Origin of the sequence: Pseudonocardia pini (assembly GCF_013870575.1) — a bacterium.
In the GTDB taxonomy this organism is placed as follows: domain Bacteria; phylum Actinomycetota; class Actinomycetes; order Mycobacteriales; family Pseudonocardiaceae; genus Pseudonocardia; species Pseudonocardia pini.
The window spans coordinates 52,421-68,070 of sequence record NZ_JACBXB010000001.1; the positions used below are offsets into that span (position 1 = coordinate 52,421).

At 70.6% G+C, this 15,650-nt stretch carries 16 protein-coding genes and 1 pseudogene; all 17 read right to left on the minus strand.

Going from position 1 to position 15,650, the window contains the following annotated elements:
• Nucleotides 1-43: 43 nt before the first annotated feature.
• Nucleotides 44-1,393 (minus strand): MCE family protein, encoded by a 1,350-nt coding sequence (locus H5J29_RS00240; RefSeq protein WP_181778813.1) that lies wholly within the window; start codon nt 1,391-1,393, stop codon nt 44-46.
• Nucleotides 1,390-2,661, minus strand: coding sequence for an MCE family protein (locus tag H5J29_RS00245; RefSeq protein WP_181778814.1), 1,272 nt, complete (start codon nt 2,659-2,661; stop codon nt 1,390-1,392). The genes H5J29_RS00240 and H5J29_RS00245 overlap by 4 nt, the downstream gene beginning before the upstream one ends.
• Complete coding sequence (locus tag H5J29_RS00250) at nt 2,661-3,887, minus strand: MCE family protein (protein WP_181778815.1); 1,227 nt, start codon at nt 3,885-3,887, stop codon at nt 2,661-2,663. Before H5J29_RS00250 ends, H5J29_RS00245 begins: the two co-directional genes overlap by 1 nt.
• A complete protein-coding gene (locus H5J29_RS00255; protein ID WP_181778816.1) occupies nt 3,884-4,894 on the minus strand; it encodes an MCE family protein in 1,011 nt (336 codons plus the stop codon). The genes H5J29_RS00250 and H5J29_RS00255 overlap by 4 nt, the downstream gene beginning before the upstream one ends.
• Nucleotides 4,891-5,994: an MCE family protein gene (locus H5J29_RS00260; protein ID WP_181778817.1), complete on the minus strand. Its 1,104-nt coding sequence runs from the start codon at nt 5,992-5,994 to the stop codon at nt 4,891-4,893. The genes H5J29_RS00255 and H5J29_RS00260 overlap by 4 nt, the downstream gene beginning before the upstream one ends.
• Nucleotides 5,991-7,220, minus strand: a complete 1,230-nt coding sequence (locus H5J29_RS00265; protein ID WP_181778818.1) for an MCE family protein — start codon at nt 7,218-7,220, stop codon at nt 5,991-5,993. Before H5J29_RS00265 ends, H5J29_RS00260 begins: the two co-directional genes overlap by 4 nt.
• 4 nt (nt 7,221-7,224) lie before the next feature.
• Entirely contained in the window at nt 7,225-8,067 is an 843-nt protein-coding gene (locus H5J29_RS00270; RefSeq protein ID WP_181778819.1) for an MlaE family ABC transporter permease, read from the minus strand.
• A gap of 11 nt (nt 8,068-8,078) precedes the next feature.
• Nucleotides 8,079-8,846 (minus strand): MlaE family ABC transporter permease, encoded by a 768-nt coding sequence (locus tag H5J29_RS00275; protein WP_181778820.1) that lies wholly within the window; start codon nt 8,844-8,846, stop codon nt 8,079-8,081.
• A gap of 655 nt (nt 8,847-9,501) precedes the next feature.
• On the minus strand, nt 9,502-9,819 hold the full coding sequence (locus tag H5J29_RS34570) for a hypothetical protein (RefSeq protein ID WP_181778821.1): 318 nt from the start codon (nt 9,817-9,819) through the stop codon (nt 9,502-9,504).
• A gap of 73 nt (nt 9,820-9,892) precedes the next feature.
• A pseudogene (locus H5J29_RS34575) lies at nt 9,893-10,282 on the minus strand (oxidoreductase family protein); the annotation flags it as partial.
• Nucleotides 10,246-10,425 carry a hypothetical protein gene (locus tag H5J29_RS00290; protein ID WP_181778822.1) on the minus strand — a complete coding sequence of 60 codons (180 nt, stop codon included), beginning with the start codon at nt 10,423-10,425 and terminating at the stop codon, nt 10,246-10,248. The pseudogene H5J29_RS34575 and the gene H5J29_RS00290, both read right to left, overlap by 37 nt.
• Before the next feature lie 39 nt (nt 10,426-10,464).
• Nucleotides 10,465-10,875, minus strand: a complete 411-nt coding sequence (locus H5J29_RS00295) for an SRPBCC family protein (RefSeq protein WP_181778823.1) — start codon at nt 10,873-10,875, stop codon at nt 10,465-10,467.
• Nucleotides 10,872-11,651 (minus strand): tyrosine-protein phosphatase, encoded by a 780-nt coding sequence (locus H5J29_RS00300; protein WP_220186827.1) that lies wholly within the window; start codon nt 11,649-11,651, stop codon nt 10,872-10,874. The genes H5J29_RS00295 and H5J29_RS00300 overlap by 4 nt, the downstream gene beginning before the upstream one ends.
• An 88-nt stretch (nt 11,652-11,739) precedes the next feature.
• Entirely contained in the window at nt 11,740-12,876 is a 1,137-nt protein-coding gene (locus H5J29_RS00305) for a thiolase family protein (protein WP_312858004.1), read from the minus strand.
• The gene (locus tag H5J29_RS00310) at nt 12,873-13,298 is read right to left on the minus strand and encodes a Zn-ribbon domain-containing OB-fold protein (protein ID WP_181778824.1); all 426 of its coding nucleotides are present in this window, start codon (nt 13,296-13,298) and stop codon (nt 12,873-12,875) included. Before H5J29_RS00310 ends, H5J29_RS00305 begins: the two co-directional genes overlap by 4 nt.
• Complete coding sequence (locus H5J29_RS00315) at nt 13,298-14,782, minus strand: hydroxymethylglutaryl-CoA lyase-like TIM-barrel protein (protein WP_181778825.1); 1,485 nt, start codon at nt 14,780-14,782, stop codon at nt 13,298-13,300. The genes H5J29_RS00310 and H5J29_RS00315 overlap by 1 nt, the downstream gene beginning before the upstream one ends.
• A partial coding sequence (locus tag H5J29_RS00320; RefSeq protein WP_446686469.1) for an ATP-binding protein occupies nt 14,779-15,650 on the minus strand: 872 nt, incomplete at its 5' end. The genes H5J29_RS00320 and H5J29_RS00315, both read right to left, overlap by 4 nt.

Genomic DNA, 15,650 nt, shown 5'->3' on the forward strand with positions numbered 1-15,650 from the left:
TGGTCGGGCTGTCCATACAACGTGTCCAACGACCGTGGTCGCCTCAAGGTGACGGCGGCAGCAGTAGCCCTCGCAGGTCGCTCGGTGCCGTGCCCGGTGGGCCGGGATCGGCACCGACGAGCGTGTCGGCGGGCGTCGGCGTCGTGGTGAGCGGCAGGTCGTTGAGAGGCCCGCCGATCTGCAGCTGGGTCCCCGGTCCCACTCCCGAGGTGAACCCGTCGCCGCGGCACTGCTCGACCGTGGCCGACCGTCGGTCGACGGGCGAGCCCGGCTCGAAGCACGGCAGGTTGCGCGAGCCGCGGACCAGGCGATCGTCGTCCTGGGCGAGCTTGCAGTACTGGTCTGCCGGGAACGGCATGTCGGAGAGTTCGAAGGCGTCTCGCGGGCCCAGCTCCGTCCCGGGTCCGACCCAGCCCTCGTAGCAGGCGGGCCGGTTCGGGTTGAGCTTGATGTTGAAGTTGATCGACTCGCGACCGTTCGGGCCGAGCGCCGACTGGTAGAAGGCGGCGAACGCCGGGTAGGTGACCAGGACCTGCTCGATCGGAGCGTGGTAGGCCTCGGCCAGCCTCGTCAGGACGAGGGTGTTGTCGATCAGCGTCGGCGTGGGGCCGCGGAGCTGGTCGAGCAGGTTGCCCGCCTGCTGCCCCGCCGCCTCGCCGTTGCGCAGCGCGCCGCGAAGGTCGCTGTCGCTCTGTTCGAGCTGCTCGGTGACCCGGGCGAGACGGGCGGACCAGGCCCGGGCGTCGTCCGCGGACGCGACCTGGCTGTCCAGGAACGGCTCCGCGTCACGGATGAGCTGCTCGGTCTGCGCGTAGTTCACGTCCGCGGTGTCGAGCAGCAGCTTCGTGTTGTCCGCGATGGAGGCCAGGTCCGGGCCGATGCCGCGGAAGGCGGTGTCGAACTCCCGCAGGACGACGCTGAGGTCGTCTGGGTTCACCGTCTTGAGCAGGGTGTCCACGTCGTCGAGTACGGCCGCGGTGGGCAGCGGGATCGACGTGCGCTCCTCCGGCACGAACGCGCCGTCCGCCAGGGCCGTCGACGAGGGCGTGTCCGTGGGCACGAAGTCCACGAACTGCTCACCGATGGCGGACACGGAGTGGATCTCGGCCCGGCTGTCCTCCGGCGGGGCCTGGGCGGCGTCGACGGACATGACGACGTCCACCCCGCCGTCCTCGGCCAACCGGACGTCGGTGACCTTGCCGATGGTGGCGCCGCGGTAGGTGACGTTGGCGTTCGGGTAGATCCCGCCCGCCACCGGCACCCGCGCGGTCACGCTCATCTGGCCGAGGCCGAGCAGCGTCGGCACCCTCAGGTAGCCGAACGCGATGATCGCGAAGGCCGCGACGGACAGCACGGTGAAGATCACCAGCTGCCGTTTGACGAACGAGGTCATCGGATCCCTCCGGTGAGGGGGTCGAGGAGCCCACCGAGCGGGCCCGGCGAGGGGGCGTTCGGGTCGATCGGGTCCGGCGCCTGGGTGTTCGCGTCCGGCGCGGGGTTGGGCGCGGGCCGCCCGTCGGCGGGCGAGAGCCCCGGCAGCGGCGGGATCGCCGGGAGCCGGTTCTCCTCGGGGAGCGGAGCGGGCAGCAGCGGGTCGACGGCCTGGGTGACCGTGCCGCCGTTGGCCAGGATGGTCTCCACCTGCCCCAGCGCCCCCGCGAACGGGGTGTTGGTGAGGAAGTTGTGGTCGAGTGTGCCCAGTGTCAGGTCCACGGTGACGGAGAAGTTGATGAAGTCGCCGCGAACGTACTTGTCGAAGGTGCGCAGCGGGAACGCCACCGTGCCGAGCAGGTAGAGCGAGTCCACCATGGAGGGACCGGCGTCGGCCAGCCCCTTGAGCGCGGGCTCCAGGTTGGCCAGGTTCTGAGCCAGGTCGTCTCCGGCCGCGCCGAGGACACGGTCGGTCTCGGCCCCGAAGCCGCCGAGCGCGTCGAGGGTGTCCACCAGGTCGGCGCGCTGCGCCTCCAGTTCCTCCAGCGCGGGCGGAACGGCGTCGAGTGCCTCGCGCAGGGCAGGGTCCTGGTCGGCGAAGGCGGCACCCATCCGGTCGAGTCCGTCGATCGCGCGGACGATCTCGCCCTTCTGCTCGTCCAGGCCGGTCACGAAGGTGTCCAGCTGGGTCAGCAGGTCTCGGATCTGCGGGGTGCGGTCGGACAGGGCCCGGTCCAGCTCCCCGGTGATCGTCTTGATGTGCTGCAGCCCGCCGCCGTTGAGCAGGGCGGCGACCGACGCCAGGACGTCCTCGGTCTCCGGGTAACGCCCGGTCTGCGCCAGCGGGATGACGTCCCCGTCGGCGAGCCGGGGCGACGCGGAGGCCTCCGGGGCGTCGAGCTGCACGAACTTCGCGCCCAACAGGCTGCCCTGCCCGATCTTCGCCCGCGTGTCGCGGGGCAGCTCGACGTCGGGGTTGAGGCTGACCGTCACGACGGCGTTCCAGTCGTCGAGCCGGATGCCGGTGATGGTGCCGACGTTGACGTCCCGGAGCCGGACGGGGTTGTTGGCCACGAGGTTGCCGACATCCTCCATCTGGATGTCGACGCTGTAGGAGCCGCTCACCGAGCCCTGGGTGCCGGGCAGGTGGAAGGAGTTGACCCCGCCCCACGAGCATCCGGACAGGGCGAGTACGGAGCTCGCCACCAGGGCGCCGACGACCCGCTTCATCAGTTGCCTCCCGTCAGCAGGCCGCCGAGGCCCGGGATGTCCGTCGAGGGCACGAGCTTGTCGTTCGCCGGCGCCACACCCGAGGGGGTCTCGACGACGCCGGGGCGCTCCGAGGAGACGCCGCCGCCGGGCCGCGCGATCGGGTTGACCCCGATCGGCGGCTGCTGCACGCGCAGCAGGTTCAGCAGCGGGCCGAGGTAGGTGACGCACGAGTCCGTGCCCTCCTTGGCGCTGTGCGCCGCGGCCGCCGCGAACGCCGAGCAGACGAAGTCCGCCGGGGTGTCGAGGTTGTTGACCGTCAGCGTCCCGGTCACCGCGTGTCCGGTCGGCGAGAACACGTTCATGAAGTTCTGCAAGGTGTTCGGGCCGACGTGCAGGATCTGGGCCAGGTCGTCGCGCTGCTGGGCGAGCTCTCCGTTGAAGCGGCCCAGCTTGTCCACCGTCGCGGTGAGCTCGGGGCCGTTGGTCTGCACGAACTCGTCGATCGCGGCGCCCGCCCGGTCGATCCCGGCGATGGCCTGGGCCAGCTGGTCCCGGTTCTCGTCGAAGACACCCGAGACGTCGGCGAGCCTGCTGTTGAACTCGGTGATGTCGTCGCCCATGCCGGAGAGCGTGGAGACCAGCACCTGCAGGTTTCGCACCGTCCCGAACAGGTCCTCACGGCCGTCGGCGAGGGTCTGCAACGCCTTCGAGGCGTCCTGGACCATCGTGCGGAACTCCTGACCGCGGCCGTCGGCGTTCTGTGCGGAGACGTCGAGGAAGTGGTTCAGCGCGCCTCGCGGGTCCTCGCCGTTCGGCCCGATCTGGGTGGCGACCCGGGAGAGCTCCTTCTTGAGGTCGTCGAACTCCAGCGGCGAGACGGTCCGCTCCTGCGGGATCTCGCCCCCGTCCTCCAGGACCGGGCCGCCCTTGTAGGCGGGCGCGATCTGGAGGAACCGGGTGGCGACCAGCGTCGGCGTGACGACGGCGGCGCCGGCGTCCGCCGGGATGTCGTACTGCGAGTCGTAGCTGAACTCGACGCGGACGCGGCCGGGCTCGGGTGTGATCGACTCGATCCGCCCGACGTCCACCCCCTGGATGCGCACCCGGTCGAGCGGGTAGACGTTCTTGACCGTGGTGAAGTACGCCGTGCCCGTCTTGGTGCCGGTCTGCAGGAACACGACCACGGCACCGACGACGAGCGCCAGCACGACTCCGACCAGCACGAACCGCACGGTGGGCTTCACCGGTCACCTCCGGGCAGGGGCAGGGTGAGGGAGGGCACGAACTGCGCGGTCGGGAACACCCCGAGTCCGCCGAGCTCGGCGTAGCCGGTGAACGAGGTGCCGTGCTGGAGCCCCTCGCCGAGGCCGGTGATGAAGGTGGACACCCGCTCGACGGCGGCACCGATGTTGCCTTCGTTGCGCTGCAGGATGTCGATCGTGTGGTTCAGCTCGGCCAACGCGGGCTGCAGCCGACCGCGCTGCTCCTCGTTCAGCGCGATGATCTGCTCGGTCACCCGCGTGGTGTCGCGCAGCAGGCTCGCGATCACCTCGCGGCGGGACTGCAGCTCGCCGAGGAGGGCGTTGCCGTCGACGAGCAGGGTCGACAGCTGTGCGCTGCGCTCGCTGAGGATGCCGCTGACGTCGTTCGCCTTCCCGAGCAGATCCCGCAGTGCCTGGTCGCGCGAGGCGATGGTCTCGGAGATCCGACTGATGCCCTGGAAAGCCGCCGACAGGTCGTCGGGCGTGTCCTTGAACGTCTCGGCGAAGACGTCGAGCGCGTCGCCGACCTGCCGGGTGTCGATCTCCCCGGTCCGCCGGGTGACGTCCTCGATGCCCTCGGTGATGCTGTACGGCGCGGTGGTCCGGGCGAGCGGGATCCGGTCGCCCGCGGACATCTCTCCCCCGCCGCGCGAGGTCACCTCGAGGTTCCGCTCGCCCAGCAGGGTCTGGGTGCCGATGGTGGCCACCGACTCGTCGCCGAGGCCGACGCCCTTGACGGTGAAGGTGACGACGACGTCGCCGTCCTCCAAGGTCACGTCGGTGACCTGCCCGGCCTCGGTGCCGGCGAGCTTGACCTTGTCGCCGGTGTTGAGCCCGCCCGCCTCGCTGAACACGGCCTCGTAGCGGCTGCCCGCGATGAAGGGCAGCGCGGCGATCTGGAAGGAACCGAAGATGATCACGAGGATCGCCCCGACGCCGACCAGGGCGATGGTGACCGGGTTCTTCTCCCGGAACTTCAGCTTGCTCATCGTCCACCGCCCTCGTTCGCGATGCGCTGTTCGGGGGTCTCCAACGGGGCGACGTCGTCGGGGCGGCAGCGCTCGACGTTGTCGCTCGGGCCGACCATCGGCGAGTACAACGGCTGGCCGTCCGGGCCGGTGACCTTCACCCGCAGCGAGCAGATGAACAGCTGGTACATGGCACCGCGGGAGGCGACCCGGCTGACCCGCAGGTACGCGCCGGGCAGCATCGACAGCACCTCGTCGATCTTCTCCTCGCCCTCGTTGGCCAGGTCCGCGACGCGCTTGACCTGGTCGACGGTCCCGACGAGTGGCCCGCGGGCCTTGCCGAGGAAGTCGTCGACGCTGGTGACCAGCCGCTGCGAGGACTCCAGTCCCCGGCCGATCCGCTCGCGGTCCTCGGCGAGGCCGGTGACGAGCACCTGCAGCCGGTCGAGCGTGCGGTCCAGCTCGGGCCCCTTCTCCGACAGCGTGCCGAGCACCGTGTTCAGGTTGGCGACGACCTGCCCGATGACCTGGTCCCGGTCGGCGAGGGTGTTCGTCAGCGAGCCGATCCGGGACAGGATGGACTCGAACGTCCCGCCCTGGCCCTGCAACACCGAGATCAGGTCGCTGGTCAAGCCGTTGATCTCCTCGGGGGCGAGGCCCTCGAAGAGCGGGTCGAACCCCGCCAGCAGGATGTCGAGGTCCAGTGCAGGCGTGGTGTGGGCGACCGGGATCAGGGCGCCCTCGTCGAGGACGCCGCTGCCGCCACCACGGCCGACCTCCAGGTACCGGTCCCCGGTGAGGTTGAGGTAGCGGATGACCAGCTGGGCGTCCGCGGGCAGCGGACGGGTGCGGTCGACGGTGAAGGCGACGGTCGCCAGGTTCGCTTCCGCCAGCTCGACGTCCGTCACCTCGCCGACGTCCACGCCCGCGACCCGGACCGAGTCTCCGACCTGCAGGTCGGAGGTGTCGGTGAACTCCGCGGAGTACTCGACCCGGTCGTGCAGGCCCGCCACGTTCGCGCCGAGCTCGAGCGAGATGACCAGCAGGACGACCAGGGAGAAGGCGACGAAGACCGCGCTCTTGAGGGCGGGCTTGACCACCGCCTGCGAGGTGGAGCTCATCGCGGACCCGCCGATCCCGGGGTGGTGAGGGCACCGGTGGCTCCCGGGTCCGTCGTCAGCGGCGCACCGGCCAGTGGTCCGAACAGCTGCACGACGAGCGGCGGGTCACCGACGCGAACCGACTCGCGCTGGTCGTTCGTCCCTGCGGGCGGGGTCTGGGCCTCGACCGCGGAGTTCGGGACCGCGCGGCCGTCGAGGTCCGGCAGGCCGTAGCAGTCCGGTCCGCGGGCGTTGTCGATCTCCGGCAGGTCCGTGGGGTTGCGGTAGACCTCCTCGCCGGGCTCGAACGTCACGTTGCCGCTGATCGCGGCCACGCTGCCCTCCCCGCCGAAGAACCTCTCCGCGCGCCGGTTCGAGTGGTCGACACCCTGCAGGAAGCAGGCGAACTCCGGCGAGTACTCACTGAGCAGCGACGTCGTCGGCAACGCCGTGCGCACCGTCTCGATCAATCCGTCCCCGTTCACGGCGAAGAAGTCCTGCCCGATCCGCGAGGCCCGCGTGACCTGGTAGAGGAACCCGTCCACCTGAGCCTGCTGCTCGACGATCGTGCGGCTGGTCGTGGAGAAGCTGTCCAGCACCCGTCCGAGGTCCGGGGCGATGTCGGCGTAGGCGTTCGCGGTGTCCGCACCCTTGGCGAAGTCGCGCTCGAGGGTGGGCAGGTTCTCGTTGAACTTCCGCAGGTAGTCGCCGAGCCGGACCAGGGTGTCCCCCAGCTCGTCGCCACGGCCGTCGAGCGCCTGGGCCATCGAGCCGAGCACGGCGTTGACCTTGGCGGGCTGGGCGGTGTCCAGCACCTCGGTGAGGTTCTCGAAGAGGTTGTCCACCTCGACGCTGACCCGCCCGGTGGAGAGGAGGTCTCCTGCAGCCAGGGTGCGGACGGTGGGCTGGGTCGGCTCCACGAGCGCGACCGACTTCTGCCCGAACGCCGTCAACTGGTTCAGGGTGACCCCCACGTTGGAGGGGATCATCCCCAGCAGCTCGGGGTCGATGTCGAGAGCGATGTCGACGGACCGGCCGCCGTCGGCAAGGGTGACGGACTCGACCTTGCCGACGTCGACGCCGCGCATCTGCACCCGGTTGCCCGAGTACATCTGCAGGCCGGCCCGATCAGCGCTCAGCATGACCCGGGCATAGGGAGTGAACGCCTCGTTGGCTGCGCCGACGCACAGCGCGACGAATCCCCCGACGATGCCGAGGAGCACGAGGGCGTAGATCTTGTACTTCACGTCGTCACCCCGAGATCCGGAAGACGTCGGAGTTGGTGTAGAGCGCCATCGAGATCACGAGCTCCATCGCGAGCACGGCGATCAGGCTCGTCCGCACGGCCTTGCCCACGGCCTGGCCCACGCCCGCGGGCCCGCCCTTGGCCGTGTAGCCGTAGTAGGTGTGGATGAGGATGACCACCACGGCGACCCCGAGTGCTTGCGCGAAGGAGAAGAGGATGTCCTGCCACTGCATGAAGGTGTCGAGGTAGTGGTTGTACGTCCCTTCGGACAAGCCGAAGAAGTTGACTTGCGTGACCTTCCACCCGACCCAGGCCCCGACCATCGCCATCGCGAAGATCGGGATGATCGTGATCATGCCCGCCACCAGGCGCGTCGTGACGAGGTACGGCAGCGAGCGGACGCCGATGACCTCCAGCGCGTCGATCTCCTCGGCGACGCGCATGGCACCGAGCTGGGCGGTGAAGCCCGAGCCGACGGTGGCGGCCAGCGCGGCGCCCGCGACGATCGGCACCAGCAGCCGCGGGTTGATGATCGCGCTCGTGAAGCCGCCCAGCGCCTCCAGCTGCAGGTCCTTGAGAGCACTGAAGGACTGCAGGCCACCGGTGACGCCTGCGAACAGCGTGATGAAGAGGGTGATGATCGACGAACCGCCGATGACCGCGAGCGCGCCCGTGCTCATGCCGACCTCGGCGATCAGCCGGACCTGCTCACCCTTGTAGCTCTTGACGGCCTTGGGGGTCCAGGCGATCGACTTGCCGTAGAACTCGGCCTGCCGGCCGAGGTCGTCGAGCAGGCGCAGCGGGGCGCCCGCGACCTTCTTGACCCCGTTGAGGAACCTCGACTCCATCGCTCTTCCCCTCACACGATCCCGAGCGAGTACGGGATCTGGGTCAACATGATGTTGAGCGGGAACAGCGCGAGGAAGGTGTAGACCACCGTCTCGTTCACCGCGTTCCCGACACCACGGGGGCCCGCGCCGCAGGTCATCCCCCGGTAGCAGCCGATCAGGGCGCCGACCACGCCGAAGCACACCGCGCGGATCTCCCCGTGCACCAGGTCCTTGAAGCTCACGAGCAGGTCGAGCGAGTCGACGTACTGCCCGGGGCTGGCCCCTTGCAGATAGACGCCGAAGACATAGCCGCCCGCCAGTCCGATGAGGATCATGACGCCGTTGAGCATCGCGGCGTTGAGCGCAGTCGCCAGCACGCGCGGCGCGACCAGACGCTGCACCGGGTCGATGCCGAGGACCTCCATGGCGTCGAGCTCCTCGCGGATCTTCCGCGCACCGATGTCCGCACAGATCGCCGTGGAGCTCGCTCCCGCGATGATGAAGGTCGTGGCCACCGGGCCGATCTGAGTGATCGTCGCGAAGCCCGAACCCGCCCCCGAGAGGTCGATGGCCCCCAGCTCGACCAGCACGATGTTGAACTGGAAGGTCACCAGCGCCACGAACGGGATGCCCAGCAGGATGGTCGGACCGAGCGACACACTCGCCACGAACCACGTCTGCTGCAGGAACTCGCGCCACTGGAACGGCCGGCGGAACATCGCCACGAACGTGTCCAGGGTGAAGGCGAAGAACCCGCCAACCGGTTTGATCGCCTTGCTCAGCACGGGAGTCGCCATCAGCGGCCCCGCCCGTCCCGCGGTGATCGCACTCGACGCACCGTGCCTCCCGACCTCGACGCCCTCGTCGTGACAGCCACCTCGCGGCCGCCCTACAGGTGACTAAACGATGTGTATGGACGAAGGGTACGGACGACGGTCGGAGAGGGCCGCGGACAGGGCCCGGACCTGCGGAACAGTCGGAACTCACCACCCGTTCGGGGTATGTCCTCAGGCGAGCCTGGAGGGGCGTGAAACAGCCTCACAGTCAGTCGACGGCCGCCGGGTCCACTGAGGTTCCCCCGCTTGCTCGGAGATCGACGATCATGGCCGGAGCCGTGTAAGGAGTCTCCGTGGAAAGCGGGGGAACCTCAGGCGGCACGCTTGAGGATCTGATCGGCAGCGATCGGGGCCAGGACGCCTGCTTGCAGGAGAGGCCCTCAAGCCTGGAGAACGAGACCGGCGCCCGGCCCCGACCACCTTCCGAGCGACCTGTCGATCTTCCCGCTCGTTGGTCGTGACGTGAGCTGTCCGCCGCGGACACCTCTTCCGCGATCGGGCGCACCAGCGCTGATCAAGACCGAGGGCCGTGGCGGTCTGCTGGGGTCACGAACCGCCAGTGGGATGCCGGGCCGACGAGCCCTTCCATTAGAGCGCCAGCGCGCCCTGCCACAGCTCACACTCCACCCTCCCCGAGCGAAGGCGAGCAGCGATGACAGTGTTCTGCGGGATCGGCCTCGCACTCCTGGCGCGGGATCAGGCCGGACTCGCCCTCTGTGGCCCGGGCGCCGAGCATGTCCCAGACGTTCCAGCCGCTGTAGGCGATCAGGTCGTCGAGCTGCGCGCCGGTGAGCGACGCGGGTTCGAGCGACGGGTCCGACAGGGTCAGCACGTCCGTACGGAGGCGCGCGGCGATCTCGGCATGTCCCGCGGACCCCGCCAGGAACCGGGCGCGGTGTCCCTCGACGAGCTCCGCGATGATCGGTGCGGTCATCGCGCCTCCTTTCAGCTCGCGGCGCGCTACTCGGTCGCCCGGATCGAGTCCCAGTCGTGCCGGCGATCGACGAGAACGTGCGCAGGTAGCCGTCGAACAGGTCGTGCTCGGTGGCCCGGCGGTCCTCGGCGGACAGGCTGCCGGAGAGGAAATAGCCGACGTCGTACATCGGGTTGCGCAGGCCTGTGACCTGCCAGTCGATCAAGACGGCGCGGGTGAGACCCTCCGCCTGCTCGAACAGCACGTCGTCCGCCCTCGGGTCGCCGTGGGAGACGGTGAGCCGGGTCTGTCGCAGTAGGTACCACGAGCGGACGAGCTCGCCCGCCGCTGCGACGAGGTCGAGATCGGCGGTGGAGAGCCGGCCCTGGTAGCGCTCGACGGCGGCCTGGGCACCCGCTCCGGTCGCGGCGCGGCACCTCGGCCCAGCTAGGCCAGGCCCGCGCCGCGGCCGTGCGACGAGCAGCGGGTCGGCGTCGCGGCGGCATCGACCTCGTCATTCTCCGCGCGCCGCCCCTGGGCGTGCAGCCTGCGCAGCCACCGCGCCGGCAGTGGGATCTCCCGGCGGACGAGCCGCTTCGAGTCGTTGTCCCAGCGGAACGCGCGCATGGAGGTCGGGGTGGGCGAGGCCTGCTCGGTCAGGGTTGCTCATGCTCCTGCCAGCACGGTGGCGAGCTCGTCGAGAGCGCCCCGGTAGATGCCGCTGATGGCCTCGGCCAGCTCCTTGTCGCCCTCGGGCGAGCCCGAGGTGAAGTCGGAGACCCAGAGAACCTCCGACCCGTCCGCGTGGTCGCGGACGGTGATCCGGGACCGGTACTCCTGCAGCGGGAGCGGGCCGGTCAGGTACTCGTAGACGTAGGTGCGGCCCGCGTCGTCGTGCTCGACGATCCGCTCGGTCGCGTCGCCCCCGCCACCCGCGAAGGTCGCGTGCCGCACATCGCCCTCGAGGTGGGCCTTCTCGATGGCGGGGACCCACGCGGCGATCCCGCCCGTGTCGCCGACGATCTTCCAGACGGCATCGGGGTCCGCGGCGTAGGTCTTCGTCTCGGTGATGTTCATGGTTGCTCCTCGTCGAGCGGTGGGGCGGGTGAGGTCTCCACGAGGAGCTCTTCGAGCTCCACGAGGGTCTGAGGGGTCACGCCGTGGGCGAGCAGGAACTCGCGGGGTCCGCCGTGCAGGCGGTCGACGGCGTCGAGGAAGCGCAGGATCGTGTCGGGCTCGAGCTCGAACGTCTCCCGCGGGTAGAGGTCGACGTCGTCGGCGTAGGACACCATCTCGCGCAGCCGCTCCATCGAGCGCGGCACGTCCTCGGGAAGCAGGCCGTACTCGGTGGCGATCGCGGTCCGATCGACCCCGACGGCGGCCAGTGCCAGCGCCACGACGACGCCGGTGCGGTCCCTGCCGACCGTGCAGTGCACGAGGACCGGGCTCCCGCCGGGTCGGACCAGCTCGGCGACCGCCGCCGCGACCGCGTCGGGACCCTCTGCCAGGTAGCGCAGAGAGGTCTCGAGGACCGGATCGTCGCCGACCATCGACGCCACGGCCGACATGGTCGACACGAGGGAGCCCACCCGGATGGCGTGGGGGTGGTGCGCCACGCCGAGCCCGTCGAGTGGGCCGCGCCCCTCCTGTTCGATCTCGTGGGGAAGCCGCAGGTCCACCGTCGCGGTGACCCCGGTGTCCGCGAGGAGGCGACGTGCCGTGTCCTCGTCCAGGAACTGCGGCGTGCCACTGCGGTACAGGATGCCGGCCCGCACCCGACCGCCCCCGGCGGTGGGCAGACCCACCACCTCACGGAAGCCGAGAAGTCCCGGATAGGACTCGGTCACCTGCATCCCGTCGTCCCGCTCCTTCTCACGGCGCGCGACGGTAGGCGGCGTCCTCGAGCTCCGACGGTCCACGTAGGTGGACATCCCTCGGCGTTCACGACGTCGACAGGATCGTCACGACGCAGGCGTTGCCGTCCATGCCCGCGGCGGCGCCGCCCATCGTCTCCACCATGCCCACGCGGTGCCGGGTGATCTGCCGGGCACCGGCCCGGCCGCGCAGCTGCCACGCGATCTCGGCGATCTGCGCGGGACCGGTGCCGCCCAGCGGATGACCTCGTGACAGTAGGCCACCGCTCGGGTTGACCGGTTGGGCCCCGTCGCGCGCGGTGTGGCCCGACGGCGCGAGCTCCGCCCCCTTGCCCAGGGGGGCGAGCCCCAGGGCCTCCAGGGTCATGATCTCGCCGATGGTGAAGGCGTCGTGCACCTCCAGGACGTCCATCTCGGCCGGGGTGCGGCCCGCCTCGGCGTAGGCCTGCTCCGCGGCCCGCGCGACGCAGGCGTAGCCCCACACCTCCTTGCTGCGGTGGTCCCAGAGCGCGCCGGACACCGACACCGACGCCTCGATCCGCAGGTCGTCCGGGTTGCCCCGGTCGCCTCCGACGATCAGGGCGCCCGCCCCGTCGCTGGTGGGGCAGCACTGCAGGAAGGTGAGCGGGTCCGCGATCATCCGGGAGGACAGGACCTCGTCGATGGTGGGCGCAGCCTTCCGCAGCTGGGCCCGCGGGTTGTCCAGGCCGTTGCGCTTGTTCTTGACCGCCACCGCGGCGAGCTGCTCGGGCGTCACCCCGAACTCCTGGACGTAGCGCTGCGCGCCCATCGCGTAGACCCCCGGCAACGGCAGCGAGGCCGCGCCCTCGGGGTCGGTCGCCTCGGGCACGATCGCACCGGAGAACAGCGTCGACATCTGGTCGACGCCGAGCACGAGCACGCACCGGTAGCGGCCGCCCCGCACGGTCTGGACCGCCTCGTGATAGGCGCTCGTCCCACTGGCACAGGCGTTCTCGATGGTCCACATCGGCACTCCGGGCAGCCCGATCCCCCGCTGCACACGGGTGGCGACCCCGGGCGGGCCGAAGACGGACCCGACGATGATCGCGTCGATCTCGTCCACCGCGATGCCGGCGTCCGCCACCGCCTCGCCCACCGCGGTCCAGGCCAGGGCCTCGACGCGGCGCTCCGGCTGCAGGCCGTAGTCGCTGGTCCCGACGCCCCACAGCATCGCCTGGATCACGACGCCACCTCCGCGAGCAGGTCGCCCTCGTCCATCCCGGTGATCCGCAGCCGGGCGCCGAGCGGCACCACCTCGGGTTCGGCGAGGTGCACGAGTACACGGGGGCCGTCGTCGAGGTCGAGGTAGGCCAGCGCGAACGGCGCCTTGCGCGTCCCCACCGGGATCCGCGCGACCGTGGACGAGAAGGCCGTCCCGCCGGTGTCGAACCGCGCCGGCTCGAGCGGCCCGTAGCACGACGGGCACCACGGGATGCCGGTCTGTGCCACCGGGTAGCGGCACACGGTGCACCGCAGGCCCAGCACCGCGTCGCCGTCCAGGACGGGCCGGGAGTCCGCGACGGGGAGGCCGCCGACGGCGGAGCCGGGGCGACGCTTGGTCGGACGGCCCACCCCGAGCTCGGAGGACGGCGCGTCCGCGGCCATCAGTGGTCCCCTTCAAGGGTGAGTTCGAAGCCGGGGCCGTCGATGTGGAGGTACGCACCCACCGAGGTCTCCACCAGCTCCCGGATGAACCGCGCCTCCTTCGTGGTCGGCGCGAAGTCGCGGTTGCGCTGCGGGGTGGCCCGCATGATCTCCACGTCGTTCTCCGGCACCAGCAGGCGCAGGATCAGCTCGTCGTCCGAGATCGACCCGCCGAAGCGCTCGCGCAGCTCCGTCAGGCTCGGCTGCGGCGGCTCCCAGTCCTTGTACGACTTGGCCTTCGCCGAGCTCATGATCGTGTCGAGGACGTTCTGGTCCAGCGGCGCCACCGGGCGGCCGTAGAAGCCGTTGGCGTAGATCATCACCTCGTCCGGCACCACCGAGTACCGCTTCCCGGTGACGACGTTGAGCACGGCCTGGGTGCCCACGAGCTGCGAGAACGGGGTCGCCATGACCGGGTAGCCCAGCTCCTCGCGGACCCGGGACATCTCGTCGAGGACCTCCTCGAAGCGGTCCGCCATGCCGCGGGCCTTGAGCTGGTCCTTGAACGTCCCGCTCATCCCACCGGGCAGCTGGTGGCGGTAGAGGAACAGCGAGTACTCGGCGGGCTGCCCGACCGGCAGGTTCTCGTACTCGGCGACCCGGCGCAGGTGCTCGGCGACCGGGGCGAAGCGGGACTCGTCGAGCTCCACGTCGTACCCGGCGTAGCGGAGGTTGGAGACGGTGTTCTCGGTCGAGGGCAGCGAGACCCCGGCGGCGAGCGGCTGCGACGCGGTGTGCACGACGTCCGCGCCCGCGAGCACCCCCTCCAGGTAGTTGATCGGGGCGAGGGCGTTGTTGCTGTGGAAGTGGATCTCCACCGGCAGCGTGCCCGCGGCCTGCTTGATCGCCCTGACCAGGGTGCGGGTGCGCTCGGGGGTGAGCAGGCCCGCGGCGTCCTCGAGCTCGATGCCGTCCGCGCCGAGCGCGACGAGCTCCTTCGTGCGCGCCGCGTAGTACTCGTCGGTGTGGAAGGGGCTGTCGGCGTAGAGGATGCAGGGGATCGCCTTGGCGCCCTCGGCCTGCGCCGTCTTGACCAGCCTGCCGATCTTGTCGGTGTTGAACAGGCCGTCGTAGATCCAGAAGCTGCCGATGCCGTGCGCCACGAGGCGCTGCACCCACAGGTCCATCACGCTGTCCGCGGTGAGCCCGAAGGTCACGATGCCGTTGCTGCGCGTCCCGGCGCGGACGGTGGTGCGCGGCATCGCCTTCGACAGCGAGATCAGCTGCTCCCAGGGGTCCTCCTTGCAGTGCCGGGCGAGGACCTCGAAGATCGAGCTGCCGACCAGGTCGATGGTGTGGAACCCGGTGCGGTCCAGCTCGGCCGCCATGGGCAGACCCATGTCGCGGCGCAGCTTCATGCCCCACCAGCTCTGCGGGCCGTCCCGCAGGGTCTGGTCGATGATCTCGATCTTGCGGCGTTCCGGGGCGACGTCCAGGTAGGTCATCGAAGGCTCTCCAGGTAGTCGGGCAGGCCGCGGGCGGCGATCCAGTCGGTGGTCACGCGGCCGGCCCGGAAGTCGGCGTGGTCGAGGGCGAAGCGGCAGAACTCGCGGGTCGTCGGCACGCCCTCGACGCGCAGGGCGTCGAGCGCCGCGAGCATCCGGTCGATCGCTGTGTCCCGGTCCGGGCCGTGCGCGACGACCTTCGCCAGCAGCGAGTCGTAGTAGGGCGTCACCACGTAGCCGGGCTCGCAGTGCGAGTCGACGCGGATCCCCTCTCCCACAGGGGGTTCCCAGACCGAGACGGTGCCGGGATGCGGGGTGAACCCGCGCGCCGGGTCCTCGGTGGTGATCCGGACCTCGACGGCGTGCCCGGTGACAGCGACGTCCTCCTGCGCGAACCCGAGGGGCTCGCCCCCGGCGACCCGCAGCTGCGCGGCGACCAGGTCGATCCCGGACACCAGCTCGCTGACCGGGTGCTCGACCTGGATCCGGGCGTTGAACTCGAGGAACGCGTAGGTCTTGCGGTCGGCGTCGTAGATGAACTCGACGGTGCCCGCGCTGTCGAGGCCCAGTGCCTCGGCGAACGCCACCCCGCCGCGCCGGATGTCCTGGCGGATCTCCTCCGGCAGGTTGGGGGCGGGCGACTCCTCGACGACCTTCTGGTGGCGGCGCTGCAGGGTGCAGTCCCGCTCGCCGACGTGGACCACGGCGCCGTGCTTGTCTCCCACGACCTGCACCTCGATGTGCCGCGCGTTGTGCACGAACCGCTCGAGGTAGACGCGGCCGTCGCCGAAGGCCGAGCGCGCCTCCTCCGCCGCGGCGGGGAACCGGGTCCGCAGCTCGGACTCGTCCTCCACGACGGACATCCCGC